At 61.5% G+C, this 15,660-nt stretch carries 16 protein-coding genes; 10 read left to right on the forward strand and 6 right to left on the reverse strand.

The features are described 5' to 3' along the window. The first annotated feature begins 86 nt into the window (after positions 1 to 86). From Q0974_RS12405 to rsmA, 3 genes are read left to right on the forward strand one after another with little or no spacing between them, the layout of a single operon-like run. Positions 87 to 1,427 (forward strand): peptidylprolyl isomerase, encoded by a 1,341-nt coding sequence (locus tag Q0974_RS12405; RefSeq protein ID WP_299328019.1) that lies wholly within the window; start codon positions 87 to 89, stop codon positions 1,425 to 1,427. Between the two features lie 13 nt (positions 1,428 to 1,440). Next, positions 1,441 to 2,445, forward strand: a complete 1,005-nt coding sequence (pdxA, locus tag Q0974_RS12410; protein WP_299328021.1) for a 4-hydroxythreonine-4-phosphate dehydrogenase PdxA — start codon at positions 1,441 to 1,443, stop codon at positions 2,443 to 2,445. Then, positions 2,442 to 3,272: a 16S rRNA (adenine(1518)-N(6)/adenine(1519)-N(6))-dimethyltransferase RsmA gene (gene rsmA / locus Q0974_RS12415; RefSeq protein ID WP_299328023.1), complete on the forward strand. Its 831-nt coding sequence runs from the start codon at positions 2,442 to 2,444 to the stop codon at positions 3,270 to 3,272. Before pdxA ends, rsmA begins: the two co-directional genes overlap by 4 nt. Here the strand turns inward: rsmA and Q0974_RS12420 are convergent. From Q0974_RS12420 to Q0974_RS12435, 4 genes are all read right to left on the reverse strand, one after another. Next, entirely contained in the window at positions 3,262 to 3,783 is a 522-nt protein-coding gene (locus tag Q0974_RS12420; RefSeq protein ID WP_299328025.1) for a tetratricopeptide repeat protein, read from the reverse strand. The two genes, rsmA and Q0974_RS12420, sit on opposite strands and share 11 nt — an antisense overlap. A gap of 32 nt (positions 3,784 to 3,815) precedes the next feature. Next, positions 3,816 to 5,000, reverse strand: a complete 1,185-nt coding sequence (locus tag Q0974_RS12425) for an RsmB/NOP family class I SAM-dependent RNA methyltransferase (protein WP_299328027.1) — start codon at positions 4,998 to 5,000, stop codon at positions 3,816 to 3,818. A 3-nt stretch (positions 5,001 to 5,003) separates the two neighbouring features. Beyond that, on the reverse strand, positions 5,004 to 6,458 hold the full coding sequence (gene guaB / locus Q0974_RS12430) for an IMP dehydrogenase (protein ID WP_299328029.1): 1,455 nt from the start codon (positions 6,456 to 6,458) through the stop codon (positions 5,004 to 5,006). A gap of 63 nt (positions 6,459 to 6,521) precedes the next feature. Further along, positions 6,522 to 7,916: a M28 family peptidase gene (locus tag Q0974_RS12435; protein ID WP_299328031.1), complete on the reverse strand. Its 1,395-nt coding sequence runs from the start codon at positions 7,914 to 7,916 to the stop codon at positions 6,522 to 6,524. A 255-nt stretch (positions 7,917 to 8,171) separates the two neighbouring features. Here Q0974_RS12435 and Q0974_RS12440 point away from each other — a divergent pair, with 255 nt between their 5' ends. Both Q0974_RS12440 and Q0974_RS12445 read left to right on the forward strand, forming a co-directional pair. Further along, positions 8,172 to 9,134, forward strand: a complete 963-nt coding sequence (locus tag Q0974_RS12440; protein ID WP_299328033.1) for an SPFH domain-containing protein — start codon at positions 8,172 to 8,174, stop codon at positions 9,132 to 9,134. An 18-nt stretch (positions 9,135 to 9,152) separates the two neighbouring features. Beyond that, positions 9,153 to 9,635, forward strand: a complete 483-nt coding sequence (locus tag Q0974_RS12445) for an NfeD family protein (RefSeq protein WP_299328035.1) — start codon at positions 9,153 to 9,155, stop codon at positions 9,633 to 9,635. Between the two features lie 8 nt (positions 9,636 to 9,643). On the opposite strand, the gene Q0974_RS12450 is transcribed toward Q0974_RS12445, so the two are convergent. Beyond that, positions 9,644 to 9,964: a hypothetical protein gene (locus Q0974_RS12450; protein WP_299328037.1), complete on the reverse strand. Its 321-nt coding sequence runs from the start codon at positions 9,962 to 9,964 to the stop codon at positions 9,644 to 9,646. 26 nt (positions 9,965 to 9,990) lie between these two features. After that, positions 9,991 to 11,592 (reverse strand): phosphoenolpyruvate carboxykinase, encoded by a 1,602-nt coding sequence (locus Q0974_RS12455; RefSeq protein ID WP_299328039.1) that lies wholly within the window; start codon positions 11,590 to 11,592, stop codon positions 9,991 to 9,993. Positions 11,593 to 11,781: 189 nt separating this feature from the next. On the opposite strand from Q0974_RS12455, the gene Q0974_RS12460 reads away from it, so the two are divergent. The 5 genes from Q0974_RS12460 to Q0974_RS12480 are packed head-to-tail and all read left to right on the forward strand — an operon-like array spanning position 11,782 to position 15,660. Continuing rightward, positions 11,782 to 12,495, forward strand: coding sequence for a response regulator transcription factor (locus Q0974_RS12460; RefSeq protein ID WP_299328041.1), 714 nt, complete (start codon positions 11,782 to 11,784; stop codon positions 12,493 to 12,495). After that, on the forward strand, positions 12,495 to 14,045 hold the full coding sequence (locus tag Q0974_RS12465) for an ATP-binding protein (protein ID WP_299328043.1): 1,551 nt from the start codon (positions 12,495 to 12,497) through the stop codon (positions 14,043 to 14,045). The genes Q0974_RS12460 and Q0974_RS12465 overlap by 1 nt, the downstream gene beginning before the upstream one ends. Continuing rightward, entirely contained in the window at positions 14,042 to 14,986 is a 945-nt protein-coding gene (gene rapZ / locus Q0974_RS12470; RefSeq protein WP_299328045.1) for an RNase adapter RapZ, read from the forward strand. The genes Q0974_RS12465 and rapZ overlap by 4 nt, the downstream gene beginning before the upstream one ends. Further along, positions 14,987 to 15,391, forward strand: coding sequence for a PTS sugar transporter subunit IIA (locus tag Q0974_RS12475; protein WP_299328047.1), 405 nt, complete (start codon positions 14,987 to 14,989; stop codon positions 15,389 to 15,391). After that, positions 15,388 to 15,660 carry an HPr family phosphocarrier protein gene (locus tag Q0974_RS12480; RefSeq protein WP_299328048.1) on the forward strand — a complete coding sequence of 91 codons (273 nt, stop codon included), beginning with the start codon at positions 15,388 to 15,390 and terminating at the stop codon, positions 15,658 to 15,660. Before Q0974_RS12475 ends, Q0974_RS12480 begins: the two co-directional genes overlap by 4 nt.

A 15,660-nucleotide genomic window follows, 5' to 3' on the forward strand; every position in this document is an offset into this window, starting at 1 on the left:
TACATAGGCGGGAAAATCACGCTGGTCGTGTACCGTGACACAGATGGGATTCTTTATCAGTCATGTTTGAAAAGAGTGTAAGGCGCATGCGCCGGACAATCGGGATATTGGCAGCCGTCGGATTGGCGTCCGTCTCCGCGTGGCCGGCTATGGCGCAATCCAACAATCCGCTGACCAACACGGCCGAGCAACTCGGCCTGCCGGAGAGCTTTACCGTATTCGGCGAACGCGATCCTAACGTCCGGACGCCGACCGCCATCGTTAATGGCGAGATCGTTACGCGAACGGACGTCGATCACCGCGTCAATCTGTTCATCGCGGCGAACAGTTCGGTGCAGATCAGCGATGAAGAACGAATGCAGTTGCGGATGCAGATCGTCCGCAATCTGATTGATGAGACGCTGCAGATTCAAGAAGCGCGCGCCAATGATATTCTCGTTCCGTCCAGCGATATCGACGCGACCTTCGCGCAGGTCGCCCAGCGCTCTGGTGCGAGTCCGGAAGAGTTTTCGGAGTTTTTGCGGTCGCAAGGCAGTTCGGCGCGAACGATGAAGCGGCAGATTCAGGGAGAACTGGCGTGGCAACGCGTGCTCCGGCGATATGTTAATCCGTTCGTGGCGGTCAGCGACGCGGAGGTCGAAGCGATAATCGATACTCTGGAGCAAAATCGCGGTCAGACCGAATATCGCGTCGCCGAAATCTACCTCCCGGCCCGACCGGATAATCAGGCGGAAATTCTCTCTGGTGCGCAGCGTATCCTCCAACAGATCAGCGCTGGCGGTTCGTTCCAGGCCTATGCGCGGCAATTCTCGCAGGCGTCCACCGCGGCGGTCGGCGGCGATCTTGGCTGGGTCCGGCCGGCGCAGCTTCCGGCGGAACTTGCCGCGGTCGTGACGCAGATGCCGGTCGGTGGCATCAGCCAGCCGATTCCGTTGCCCGGCGGGTTTTCGATTGTCGCGCTGATCGATCAACGCCAGGTTCTTGTGAGCAATCCGCGCGATGCGATGCTCAGCCTTTCGCAGATCACGCTCACCTTCCCGCCCGGAACGATGCGCGACGTTGCTGAACCGCAGGTCGAGGCGCTGGCAAGCGCGACTCAGGCGGGCGGCGGCTGCGGTGTTGCAGGCGACATCGCCCAGCGCCTGGGCGGTGAGCTTGTACAGAATGACGGTGTGCGTCTCGGCGATCTGCCCGACGTTCTGCAGCAGAGCATGGCCAATCTTCAGGTCGGCCAGGCGACCAGCCCCTTCGGTTCGCTGCAGGAAGGCGTGCGCGTTCTCATCCTGTGCGGCCGCGACGATCCGCCCGCTGTGGCGGAACCGGACGCGGACATGCTCATGGCGCGCCTCGAGGAGGAGCGCGGCAATCGGCAGGCCCGGCGCTATTTGCGCGACCTTCGGCGCGACGCGGTCATCGAATATCGCTGAGCCGTCCCCTGACATGAGACCGATTGCTGTATCCCTCGGCGATCCGGCCGGCATCGGACCCGAAATCACGGGCAAGGCATGGGACGAGCGCAAAAGGCACGACCTCGCGCCCTTCTTCGCGGTGGGCGATCCCAATGCGCTGGCTGCTGTCTGGAACGGGCCGGTCAAACGGATCGAATCGCCGGACGAAGCGCGCCCCGTATTCGACAGTGCGCTGCCTCTCCTGACGGTGGACAATGGCGAGCGGACGCGACCCGGCCATCCGACTGCCGAGAGCGCCCGCTGCGCGCTGGACTCGCTGGAAACGGCTGTGGGACTGGCCCGCTCGGGCGCGGCGCGGGCCGTCGTGACCGGGCCGGTTTCGAAGAACCAGCTCTACGAGATCGGATTTTCGCATGCCGGGCAGACGGAGTTTGTCGCCGAGCGCTGCGGGGTCTCGCGTGAGAATGCGGCGATGATGCTGGCCGGCCCGAGTCTCAAAGTCGTGCCGATAACAACCCATATTCCGTTGCGCGACGTGCCCGGGATCGTCTCGGTCGAGCTGATCGTCACCAAGGCACGGGCCGCAGCGCGCGGCATGGTGCGCAATTTCGGCATCGAGAAGCCACGCCTCGCCTTTGCGGGACTCAATCCGCATGCAGGGGAGTTTGGCGCCTTGGGCCGCGAGGAAATCGACGTGATGGAACCCGCTCTGGCGCAGTTGCGCGAAGAGGGTTTCGACGTACAAGGTCCGCTGGCCGCTGATACGATGTTCCACGCGGCTGCGCGCGAGAAATATGATGTCGCCCTATGCCTCTATCATGATCAGGCGCTGATTCCGCTGAAAACGCTGCATTTCGACGAAGGTGTCAATCTCACGCTGGGTCTTCCCATCGTGCGCACATCGCCCGATCACGGGACGGCATTCGAGATTGCCGGGCAAAACAAGGCCAATCCCGGGGCGACGATTGCCGCAATCGGCCTCGCCGCTTTCTGCGCGGAGCAGCGCATCCGCTATGAAGGCAGCATCGCTGCGTGACCGCGCTCCCGCCGCTGCGCGATGTGATCGCCCGGCATGGATTGCGCGCGAACAAGGCTCTGGGACAGAATTTCCTGCTCGATACGCAATTGCTGGCGCGCATCGCCGCAATACCGGGCGATGTTGACGGTCAGCGCGTTTACGAAGTCGGCCCCGGCCCCGGCGGACTGACGCGCGCGCTGCTCGAAGCCGGCGCGGAGGTCGTGGCCATCGAACGCGATGATCGTTGCCTCACGGCGCTTGACGAGCTCTCGTCGAGTTTTCCGGGCTGCCTGACCGTGGTTTCGGATGACGCGATGGCGGTCAAAGAAGCGGACATCGGCGTCAAGGATGCGCATATTGTCGCCAATCTGCCGTATAATATCGGCACGGCGCTGCTTGTGCGCTGGCTCACGCTCGACTCATGGCCGCCATGGTGGCGGTCGCTGACGCTGATGTTCCAGGAAGAGGTGGCGCGCCGGATCGTCGCCAAGCCGGGCGAAAGCGCCTATGGCCGCCTATCGGTGCTGGCGCAGTGGCGCTCGACCGCCAAAATCGCCCTGAAAGTGCATCGGTCCGCTTTCGTGCCGCCACCCAAGGTCATGTCGGCCGTCGTCCATATTCGACCGGATGATGCACCGGAGGGCGTCAGTGCCGACACGATTGGCGCGCTGACGCAAGCCGCCTTCGGCCAGCGGCGCAAGATGTTGCGGCAAAGCCTGAAGAGCTCGCCAAATGCGGTTCAGGCGCTCGAAGATCTCGGAATCGATGGAACGCGACGGGCCGAAACGCTCTCCGTCGAAGACTATATCGGCCTGGCTCGTGCGCTAGACGTCACTAGGGCCTGACTTCTTCCTCTGTCTCAGGAACCGGAACGCTGTTTTCCTGCGCCGCCATTTGGGCGGCAGGCGGGCCCGCTTCGATAGCGGCCGCTAGAGTCGTCGCCTCAGCGCATTCCGTCTGGCAGAGCGCCTCGATGCGGGTTAGATTGCGCTGAGCGCGTTCCACCGCGCCGCGGCGGACCAGCACCTGGCCCTGCCCTTCCAGCGCAGCAAGATCGTTCGGATCAATCGTCAGCGCTTCGCGATAATAGCGAATAGCCAAGCCCGGTAGCTCCCTGGCCTCGGCGATTTCGGCGAGTGCGATAAAGCCGTCCCGGTTGCGCGGATCGACGGCCAGTGCGGTCTCAACGAGATCCGCCGCGCGCTCGTTGTCGCCCTCGGCAAGCGCCGCCCGCCCCGCTTCCACCAGTGCAACAGACTGCGGATCGATATCATCGTCGCTGCGTTGCCCATGCACTGTGCTTGAAACCGTGGCGAGCGTCAGCGACAGGGCAATGGCGAGCGGGGAAAAGCGCATGATAAGCTCCGTAACAGTTTCCTTGCGATCTTCTAGCATGACCGTTGCAGTCTTGCGAAGAAAAACCCGTCCGTTCCGTGGCGGGCCGGTGTCAGTACGAGGCCAGCTTGCGATTCGGCGCCTTTGCGACTAGCAGGCGGCACCTTGCTGAAATCCGAACGGGATTGCAGAAAATGCGCGATTTGCCCGTCTCCCTCTTCGGCCAGCAACGAACAGACCGCATAAACCAGAAAACCGCCGGGTTTTACAAGGGGCGCGGCCGTTTCGAGCAAATGGCGCTGCGTGTCGGCGAACCGCTGAATGGCGGCTTCGGTCAATCGCCAGCGCGCTTCCGGATTGCGCCGCCACGTACCGGTGCCGCTGCACGGCGCATCGACCAGCACGATATCGGCCTGATCCGCGAGATCGGCCAGCGCCTCACTCTCCCGACCGGGATTGAGGAAGCGCGTCTCGATCGTGCCTATGCCGGACCGTTGCGCGCGCGGCTCGAGGCGTGAGAGCCGCTTGCGGTCTGTGTCGCAGGCTATCAATCGCCCCTTGCCCGCCATGCGATCGTAAAGTGCAAGCGTTTTGCCGCCCGCGCCGGCGCACAGATCGACCACGGTCATGCCCGGCCGGGCATCGCAGCAATCGACGATATACTGGCTGCCTTCGTCCTGGATATCGACAAGGCCGTCGCGCCACAGCGCATGCTGTTCGACCGGAAAGCCTTGCGGCAGCCGTACGGCGGTATCGCTCAAGCTGCCCGCTTCGGCATCGTCGAGGGCGGCCATAACGGTATCGCGGTCGATCTTTTCCAGGTTGACCCGAATATCGAGCGGCGCACGGCCCGACAGGCTTGCGATATCCGCATCGTCGATAGCATCCGCAAATCGTGCGCGTAGCCACTCGGGAAGTCCGGATTGCAAAGCACCAACCTCGTTTTCGGCGATGGGCGGCGGTCCGTAGCGCGATCCATCGAAGGCGTCCTGCAACTCCGGTCGATCCTGCGTCAGCCCGACCATAGCGGCACGGCCATCATGCGGCGGCGTTCCGTAGCGCCGGATAGCGGCATATACCAATTCACGCACCGCGCGCCGGTCCTTCGATCCGGCATAGCGCCGTTCGGCGAAATAGCGCTTGATCAGCGTATCGGCTGCCGGTCCGCTGGATTGTGCGGCCGCGATGATTTCGTCGAGCAGTTCGATGGCCGCCTGAACGCGCGCGGCGGGCGTCATGGCCTAGCGCGTCGGATAGTTGGGCGCTTCGCGCGTAATCGACACGTCATGGACATGGCTTTCGCGCAGGCCCGCATTGGTAATCCGGATGAAGGATGCGCGCTGCAACGCCTCGATCGTCGGCGATCCGGTATAGCCCATTGCCGCCTTAACTCCGCCGACAAGCTGGTGGATCACATCCTTGGCCGGACCCTTGAACGGCACCTGCCCCTCGATGCCCTCAGGTACAAGCTTGAGCTGCTCAGTGACGTCCTGCTGAAAATAGCGGTCGGCCGATCCGCGCGCCATCGCGCCGACCGATCCCATGCCGCGATAGCTTTTGTAGGAGCGCCCTTGGTAGAGGAACGTCTCGCCCGGTGCTTCCGCTGTTCCGGCCAGTAGCGATCCGACCATCACCGTTGAGGCCCCAGCCGCCAGCGCCTTGGCGACGTCGCCGGATGTGCGCAGGCCGCCATCGGCGATAACCGGGACGTTGGACTTGGCCGCTTCCGCCGAGGATTCCATCACGGCCGTCAGCTGCGGCACGCCGACACCGGCGACGACCCGCGTTGTGCAGATCGAGCCCGGGCCGATACCTACCTTGATGCCGTCCGCGCCCGCATCGATCAGCGCGCGCGCCCCTTCGGCCGTCGCGACATTTCCCGCGACCACCTGCACGGAATTTGAAAGCTTTTTCACCCGCTCGACCGCCTCGCCGACCGAGCGGTTATGGCCGTGGGCGGTATCGATGATGATGAGATCGCATTCCGCATCGATCAGCGCCTCGGTGCGCTCGAAACCGGCATCGCCGACCGTGGTTGCGCCCGCGACCCGCAACCGACCCGACGCGTCCTTTGTGGCATGCGGATAGGTGACCGCCTTTTCGATATCCTTGACGGTGATCAGTCCGACGCAGCGATAATCGTCATCGACGACGATCAGTTTCTCGATACGCCGCTTGTGAAGCAGTCGGCGCGCCTCGTCCTGGGTAACCCCCTGCCCAACCGTCGCCAGATTGTCTTTCGTCATCAGTTCCGAAACCGGCTGATCGGGATTCTCGGCGAAGCGCACGTCACGGTTGGTGAGAATGCCGACCAGCTTTCCGCTGCTCTCGGTGATCGGAATGCCGGAAATCCGGTTGCGCTCCATCAGTTCCAGCGCTTCGGCGAGGGTCTGGTCCGGCGCCATGGTGATCGGATTGACGACCATGCCGCTCTCGAAGCGCTTGACCGCGCGGACCGCGCCCGCCTGTTCTTCAATCGAAAGATTGCGGTGCAGCACTCCGATGCCGCCAAGCTGCGCCATTACGATCGCCATATCGGCTTCAGTGACGGTATCCATGGCAGCGGAGAGGATCGGAATATTGAGGTTTATTTCGCGGGTCAGGCGGGTCCGTGTGTCGGCGGCGCTGGGCAATATTTCGGATTCTGCCGGGCGCAAAAGGACATCGTCAAATGTGAGTCCTTCGTTGATTTCCATGACCGCGTTCACCTTGCTCGAGATTCGCTGTCGCGCGTCTATAGGCAGGAAGTGCGCAAGACGCTAGCGCTGAGGCGTCGGATAACGCGCCGGATCGGCAAACGCCCGGCCGAGCGCGATATGCAGCAGCAGATCGTCCAAGGCCCCGCCAAGTTCCATGCCCTCGATCTCGTCGTCCGGGCTATGGTACACGCCACGCAGGAAGCCGTTCAGCAGTTCGGGGTCGGCGAAAGAACCGCCTACGGCAAGCGCCGGAACGCCATTGGCAAGAAAGGCCCAGCTGTCGAGACGACGCACATAAGCGTCCAACTCTGCGCCGGTATAGTTATCACGTCCTTGTTCCCGTGCGATGCCGTCGATCAATGCGTCGAGCGGGGTCAGTCCGCGGCCGATAATGCCGACGGGCATTCCGCGTGGAGCGATTGCAATCGAATCGAGATTGAACAGCGCGATAATCTGTTCAAGCGGCCGCGGCGGCGCTTCGACAAAAGCAAAGGCCCCCAGCAGACCGCTTTCCTCCGCCGTCGTGGTGACGAACATGATGTCGCGTTCGGGGCGCGGTCCGGCTGCGAGTGCGCGGGCCGTTTCGATCAAAGCGGCTATTCCACTCGCATTATCGATTGCGCCATTACAGATTCGGTCCTCCGCACCTTCCGGGCGGCAAATACCGAAATGATCGTGATGCGCGGTGAACATCACTGTGTCGTCGGTATCACCCGTACCCGGGAGCAGCGCGACGACATTGATACCATCATAGCGATCGAAGAGTGTTTCGGTCCGAACGTTGAGCTCGACCGGCAAAGCCATGGGCTGAAAATCGTCAGCTGCAGCCATCTCGAAGAGTCGTTCAACCGGATAGCCGGCTTCGCCAAATAGCAGATCGGTGGTTTCAGCCGACACGATTCCCTCGACATCGGCCCGGTGCGATTGCGCGCGATAGGTTTGGCGGAATCGCATGCTTGCGAGCGACGCGTCCCAGGGTGTGCCGCGCTCGGCGATCCCGATGATCGCCGCTGCGCCGCGATCGCGGAAAAATGCCAGGCTTCTACGGAAAGATGGAGCGGTTTCACCTGTTCCACGATCGCCGCGCAACAGCAAAACCGCCTGCCCGTCAAACCGACTATCGGCGAACGCATCGCCATCATCAGCCAAAATGCCGAGCGCGTGACCCACGAAAATCACCGGAAGCGTGTTTAGGTCCACCGTTTCGCGACTGCCGAAGGCAATTACTTCCGCGCTGGCACTGCGTTCACCGCCGGCATGGGTGACTCGCAATTCCGAGCGACCATCGAAGCGCGATACGAGGGCGACGGGCTGGAAATAATGGCCATTGTAACCGGGCATCAACCCGGCGGCCGACAATTCAGTGGCGATATAGCTCACGGCGAGCGCTTCGCCCGCTGTTCCAGGCTCGCGGCCCTCGAATTCGTCGCTCGCGAGGATCTCGATATGCCGCATCAAATCCGCTTCGGTGAGCGTTTGTGCTGTGGCTGGGCTAAGGAAAAAGAAGGCTGCGAAAACAGCCAGAAAGCGGACTAACATACTCGACCCATGGCAGCTGCCCGGGTCATGGACAAGGCCTTGCCAGCCTGCGTTCGATAAACGGCTATACCGCTCCATCAACGGCAGATGTTTCTTCGATTATAGCTTGGCAGTGCGTCCGATTGCGCCCAATATGCGCGCAACAGGCAAATATTTGGCAGGAGCGGCGGCATGGAAGGCTTTTTCGGTGTAGTGATGGTCCTCACCTTGCTCGTGATCGTGTTCGTGATCATGGGCATCAAGATCGTCCGGCAGGGCTATAATTATACGATTGAATATTTCGGACGGTTTACGACCGTCGCGACCCCCGGTTTCAACTTTTTCACGCCGTTTCTCTATCGTGTGGGCCGCAAGGTGAACATGATGGAGCAGGTACTCGACATTCCGGGCCAAGAGATCATCACCAAGGATAATGCGATGATCTCGACCGACGGAGTCGTGTTTTTCCAGGTGCTCGATGCCGCAAAAGCGGCTTATGAAGTGTCGGACCTCTACAATGCGATCCTGAATCTCGTAACGACGAACCTGCGCACCGTTATGGGGTCAATGGATCTCGACGAAACCCTGTCGAAGCGCGACGAGATCAACGCGCGGCTACTCTCGGTCGTCGACGATGCGACGACGCCTTGGGGTGTGAAAATCACCCGCGTCGAGGTCAAGGATATCCGACCGCCGCACGATATCGTCGACGCGATGGCGCGGCAGATGAAAGCGGAACGCGAAAAGCGCGCGACGATCCTCGAAGCCGAAGGCGAGAAAACCGCGGAAATCCTACGCTCCGAAGGCGAAAAGCAGGCGAATATCCTCGAGGCTGAGGGCCGTCGCGAGGCTGCGTTCCGGGATGCTGAGGCGCGCGAACGCGAAGCCGAAGCAGAGGCCAAGGCGACCGAGATGGTGTCGAATGCGATCGCGGGCGGCAATGCCCAGGCGATCAACTATTTCATCGCGCAGGATTATGTGAAAACGGTCGAGGCGTTCGCCAAATCGCCCAACGCCAAGACAATCCTCTTCCCGGTTGAGGCGACGCAGCTCATCGGCACGCTGGGCGGTATCGGCGAGCTCGCCAAGGAAGCGCTCGGCGATAGTGAATCGACGACCGTTGTTCCCGGGCGCCCGCCGCGGACCGGCCGATAGGATCAGGAGACGCGCACGATGAATATCGGCGGTACCGAGATCAGCGGGGATATGCTGTGGGTCATCCTGGGGGTGATTCTGTTGATATCCGAGATGATCGCGCCCGGCGTTTATCTGATGTTTCTCGGTGGAGCGGCCATTCTCACCGGCCTGCTGAGCTTTGCCCTGCCCCTGCCTTTCGTCGTGCAATTGCTGATTTTCGCACTGAGCTCGGTCGCGTCCGTCTATGTCGCGAAGCGCTGGTTCGACGTATATCCGATCCTGTCGAGCGCCCCGCTCCTTAACGCCCGCATCGCGCAGATGATCGGGCAAACGGTAGAGGTTATCGAGCCGATCGAAGGTGGGTCGGGCCGGGTCAAGGTTGGCGACAGCGTGTGGTCCGCAACCGGTCCCGATGCCGAGATCGGTGCGCGGATGAAGATTGTCGGCGCTGAGGGTAACCGCTTGGCTGTCGAGCCTCTCGACGCGCTTCCGGCGAGCGATGACGCATCGGCGGCTTAGCGCTGAAATCAACTCCGGTTAAACAGCCCCTTGGCGATGTCGGTGATATCATTGAGCGGATTGCCGTCACCGTCCCGGTCGATCATCCCTGAGAAACTGGACAGCGAGCCTTCACCGCCGATTTGCTCGACAATCTGACTGAGCACATTGCTATCCATGCCGGTCTGTTCGGCCGCAAGCTCGACCGTATCGCCGTCTTGCTCATGCGTGATGCCTAGCGCAGCGATTGCGCGCTCGGCCATAGCGGGGTCGATGCCGACCCGTTCGGCGAGGTTGCCGATATCGTCCGGTGCGCCGCCGATACTCTGCAGGATGGAATTGATATTCATCGCTTTTCTCCTCTTGGCCCTGGGGGTCAGGCCGCTGTTGGCGCCGCCTCGCGCACGCCTTTGTCCACATGCTCTTCGAACTGGCTGAAATTGTCGATGAAAAGGCCGACCAGCTTGGCCGCCATGTCGTCATAAGCCTCGGTGTCGCTCCAGGTTGCGCGCGGATCGAGGATCGCATCGTCGACACCGGGCACCGAAATCGGCACGTCGAAACCGAAATTCGGGTCAGCACGGAATTCCACACTGTTGAGGCTGCCATCGAGCGCCGCGTTCAAGAGCGCCCGGGTTGCTTTGATCGGCATACGGTGGCCGACGCCATATTTGCCGCCGGTCCAACCCGTGTTCACGAGCCAGCATTTTACGCCGCCTTTGGCGATCCGTTCTTTCAGCAAATTGCCATAGACGCTCGGGTGGCGCGGCATGAAGGGTGCGCCGAAACATGTCGAGAATGTCGCTTCCGGCTCGGTCACGCCGATTTCGGTGCCGGCGACCTTGGCCGTGTAGCCGGACAGGAAGTGATACATGGCCTGATCGGGCGTGAGGCGCGCGATCGGCGGAAGTACGCCAAACGCGTCCGCCGTCAGCATGATGACATTTTTGGGTACCGGGCCGAGATTTTCTTCCGAGCTGTTCGGGATGAAATCGATCGGATAGGCGCCGCGGCTATTCTCGGCGAGGTTGTTATCGTCGAAATCGAGCTCGCGCGTTTCCGGGTCCATCACGACATTTTCGAGAACCGTGCCGAAGCGGCGCGTCGTCGCGTATATCTCAGGCTCGGCCTCTTCGGAAAGCCGGATCATCTTGGCGTAGCAGCCGCCCTCGAAGTTGAAGACCGCCGTATCGGACCAGCCATGCTCGTCATCGCCGATCAGCGTGCGGCTCGCATCAGCTGAGAGCGTGGTCTTGCCGGTACCAGATAGACCGAAGAAAATCGCCGTATCGCCCTCGGGGCCGATATTGGCCGAACAGTGCATCGGCATGACACCGTCGACGGGCAGACGGTAATTCAGGATACCGAACACAGACTTCTTCATTTCGCCCGCATATTTCGTGCCGCCAATCAGGATCAGCTTTTCCGACAGATTGACCGCAACGACCGTTTCGGAGCGCGTGCCGTGCCGCTCGGGATCGGCCTGGAAGTTCGGCAAATCGATGATCGTATATTCGGGTTTGAAGCCCGGCAGTTCCTCCGCTTCGGGACGGCAGAGCAGAGTCCGGATGAAGAGATTATGCCATGCCAGCTCGTTGATCACGCGGACGCGTACACGATGATCGGGCTGCGATCCGCCATAAAGATCCTGCACGAACAGCGTGTCTTTTTTCGCAACTTCGGCGAGGAAATCCTCTTTCAGCGCGGCAAAGTGCTCGGGCGCCATTGGCACATTCACTTTGCCCCACCAGACCGTGTCCTCAGTCTCATCGTCCCGCACGATGAACTTGTCATTGGCCGAACGGCCGGTGTGCTTGCCCGTTTCGACCACCAGCGGGCCATGTTTTGCGAGCCGGCCTTCGCCGCGCCGAACCGAAGTTTCGATCAGCGGCGACGTCGTCAGGTTCCAATGCAGTTCGGCGCTGCCGGTATCGATTCCCTGCTGGGACAAATCGAAAGCGGGGGTACGAGCGGACAAGTCATATCTCCTAAGAAAACGGGGAGGACGCCGCAGCCTCTGGATGCGCCTTCGTCTCTCGCCACAGCCCTAAGCAGTTGATGACAGAAAAATCAACGCGGCAGCGCGCATTATCGGGTAAAACCGCCCATTGCCGCGACGTTCGGACATGGCTAGTCAGGCGCGTAACCCTTAGGAACCGGTGAGTGAATGACTGCCACAATCGCGCTTGTTGACGATGACAAGAATATTTTGACGTCGGTATCGATTGCCCTGCAGTCGGAGGGCTTCACCACCCGCATCTATTCAGACGGAGAAACGGCGCTCAAGGCGTTGATCGAAAATCCGCCCGATCTTGCTGTTCTCGATATCAAAATGCCGCAGATGGACGGTATGGAGCTGTTGCGCCGGCTGCGCGAGAAAAGCGCGATTCCGGTTATCTTCCTGACGTCAAAGGACGATGAGCTCGACGAGGCGCTGGGCCTCGCCATGGGCGCGGACGATTATATCTCCAAGCCCTTCTCCCAGCGGCTGCTGATCGCACGCATTCGCGCTATCTTGCGGCGCAGCGAGTTATCGTCCCGGACCGCTGAGGAGGATGGCGAGAATGAAGCGATGCCGGAGCGGATCGTGCGCGGACGGCTCGAAATGGATCCGGCGCGCCACCGGGTGACCTGGGCCGGCGAGAATGTGACCTTGACCGTGACCGAGTTCATGATCCTCGAATCGCTGGCCCAACGCCCGGGCATCGTGAAATCGCGCGACCAGCTAATGGACGCCGCCTATACTGACGATGTCTATGTCGACGATCGGACGATTGACAGCCATATCAAACGCTTGCGGCGGAAATTCCGGCAGGTCGATGGCGCGTTCGACGCGATCGAGACACTATATGGGGTCGGCTATCGCTTCGCCGAGGAATAGTGGCAGCCAACACCGATCTTGATCTGAAATGGTCCGCCCGCTGGTCGTTGACCAGCCGGATATTGGCCGTCAACATCTTCGCAATCGCGCTTCTCGCCGGCAGCTTTTTCTGGCTGGACAATTACCGGGTACGGTTGCTCGACGAACGGACCCGGCAAACCGAAACCCAGGCTGAGCTCATCGCCAATGTCATCGACCGGGAAGGCCCGGAGGATCGTGCGGACGTAATCGCGGATATTGGCGCGAGCAGCGGACATCGCATCCGCATCTACGATGCCGGAGGCGCGCTTGCGCTGGATAGCTGGGCCGTATCCGAACCCACCTATGTCAATCGCGATCCGGCCACTGAATCCTGGCGGCGGAACGTCGCGCGCTGGATGGATCAGGGGATCGAGACGGTGGTGAACGCCGACCCCCTCCCCGACTTTGCCGAACCCGAAATCGATCGATTGTCGGCATGGTCTTTCGCCAGCGGGATCGCCGATGCCGAAGGGCCGGTGACGCAACTCGCACTGGCACCGGACCGCACGCCCATGGTTTCGGTTGCGGTACCGCTCAACGGCGAGGAGGGCGTGGTCCTCGTAACGGCCAACGCCCGGGATATCCGCAGCGATGTGCGCGCCGAACGGTTGCGTCTCGGCATCATCTTCCTGGCGGTCGCGCTGGTGTCCGTTCTCCTCTCGCTGTTCCTCGCCCGGACTATCGTTCGGCCCCTGCGGCGGCTGTCCATGGCCGCGCGGCGGGTGCGCCTCGGCCGCGCGCGCGAGGTCGTTCTCCCCAGATTGCCGGCCCGGCGCGACGAGATCGGCCTTTTGGCGCGCACGCTTTCCGATATGAGCCAGGCTCTGCGTCAGCGCATCGATGCGACAGAAGCGCTCGCGGCAGATGTCGCACACGAGCTCAAAAACCCACTCGCGTCTTTAGGATCCGCGGTTGATAGCCTCAGAAAGGTCGAGGATCCGGAACTGCAGCGGCAATTGCTCGATGTGGTGCAAGACGATGTCCGCCGGCTCGATCGGCTTGTGACAGACATATCGCAGGCATCGCGTATCGACGCCGAACTCTCCCGGGCGAGTTTCGAGAAGGTCGACATCGGCGATCTTGTGGGCTCCATCGTGGCATCGCGCGATGAGCGCGGATCGAATGATGGTGTGCGCATCGCGTTTGGGCGGCCCCGCAGCGGCAGCGCTATCGTCATGGGAGATGGACCTCAACTCGCGAGAGTGATGGAAAATCTGCTCGACAATGCCGTGTCCTTCTCGCCGGAAAACGGGACGGTCCGCATCGCCGCGACAACCGATGGCGAGAGGGTTTTTATCAATGTGGAGGACGAAGGTCCGGGAATTCCGGAAGATCAGCATGAGGAGATATTCCGCCGATTCCACAGTGTGCGCCCCGCTCAGGAAGAATTCGGCAAACATTCGGGTCTCGGGCTCGCTATCGCACGCGCGATCGTGGAGGGGCATGACGGGCTTATTCAGGCGCAAAATCGCGACGATTCGGCAAGCGGTGCGCGCTTTACTATAATGCTGCCCATGGCGCAGGCATGAGCGAAACAGTATCTCCAGAGCGGCGGATTCTGCTGGTGACCGGCATGTCCGGTGCAGGCAAATCGACGGCGCTGCGCACATTGGAGGATATGGGCTGGGAAACGGTCGACAATCTCCCGCTCAGCCTGTTCGAGAAGCTGTTCGAGCCGGCCGGGCCGCTCGATCCGGCGAAAGCAGACCGGTCGATCGCGATCGGCATCGACAGCCGGACGCGCGGGTTCGACGCGAATGCGATCGTCGAACGGATCAAACATCTGAAGGAAGAGCGCTCCCTCGATATCGAAACCCTGTTCCTCGATTGCACCGATAGCGAGCTCGAGCGGCGCTTCTCGGAGACCCGCCGGCGCCATCCATTGGCCCTGGACCGCCCGGCCGCCCATGGTATCGCGCTCGAACGGGATTTGATGACGCCGCTGCGCCGCTGGGCAGCGCATCTCGTCGATACGACCGATAGCGCGGTCAATGAACTCCAGAAAGATATCCGCAGCCGGTTCGGCTCGGCCGAAAACGACGAACTTGTCATAACGGTGGTGTCTTTTGGCTTCGCCCGTGGAATTCTCCGCAATGCCGACCTGCTGTTCGACATGCGCTTTCTGCGCAATCCGCACTGGGACGATACTCTGCGCGCGCAAACGGGTCTCGATGCAGCCGTTGGCGACTATATCGCGAAGGACGAGGCCTATGACGAAGCGCTGCACCGGATAGAGGAACTCGCCATTCTGCTTTTGCCCAGATATCAGGCCGAGGGGAAATCCTATGTCACGATCGGATTTGGCTGTACCGGCGGCCGGCACCGGTCGGTCCATGTCGCCGAACGGGTCGGGGAACGGTTGCGCGAGGCGGGATTTTCCCCCACGGTCTCCCACCGCGATTTGGCCTTCCCCTCGCTCGATTCCGTCGAACGGGTGGCCGCCGGTGAAAATGGCACTGTAGGTGAGTGAATGATCGGGCTCGTTCTAGTTACGCATGGTAATCTTGCGCGCGAATTCGTGGTCGCGATGGAGCATGTGGTGGGCACGCAGGAACTGATCGAAGCGATTTGCATCGGTCCCGATGACGATATGGAGGAGCGCCGCGCCGATATCGCCGAGGCGGTCGGCAAGGTGGATGGCGGCAACGGCGTGATTGTCCTCACCGATCTGTTCGGCGGCACGCCCTCTAACCTCTCCATATCGCTGATGCGGCCTGAAGAGGTGGAAGTGATCGCCGGGATGAACCTTCCGATGCTGATACGCCTCGCCAGCGCGCGCCAGTCGATGAGCGTTACCGATGCCATCGCTGCAGCCCGCGAGGCAGGTAAGAAATATATTTCCGTCGCGTCCGAAATATTGGGGCAAGCCGCTTGAGCCGGGTCGAACGGACGGTCACGATTGCCAATCAGCGCGGCCTGCACGCCCGGGCGAGCAGCAAATTTGTGACGCTGGTGAGCGAACTCGACACCGATGTTCAGGTCTCGCGCGATGGCCAGACAGTGGCCGGTTCCTCGATCCTCGATCTGATGATGCTCGGTGCGGCGATGGGCGATAGAATTACGATCGCGGCGGAGGGAGACGGCGCGGAAATCGCGGTCGATCAGTTGGCGGCGCTTGTCGAGTCCAAGTTCGGGGAGGACTGA

The organism is Parasphingopyxis sp. (genome assembly GCF_028279465.1).
Classification (GTDB): domain Bacteria; phylum Pseudomonadota; class Alphaproteobacteria; order Sphingomonadales; family Sphingomonadaceae; genus Parasphingopyxis.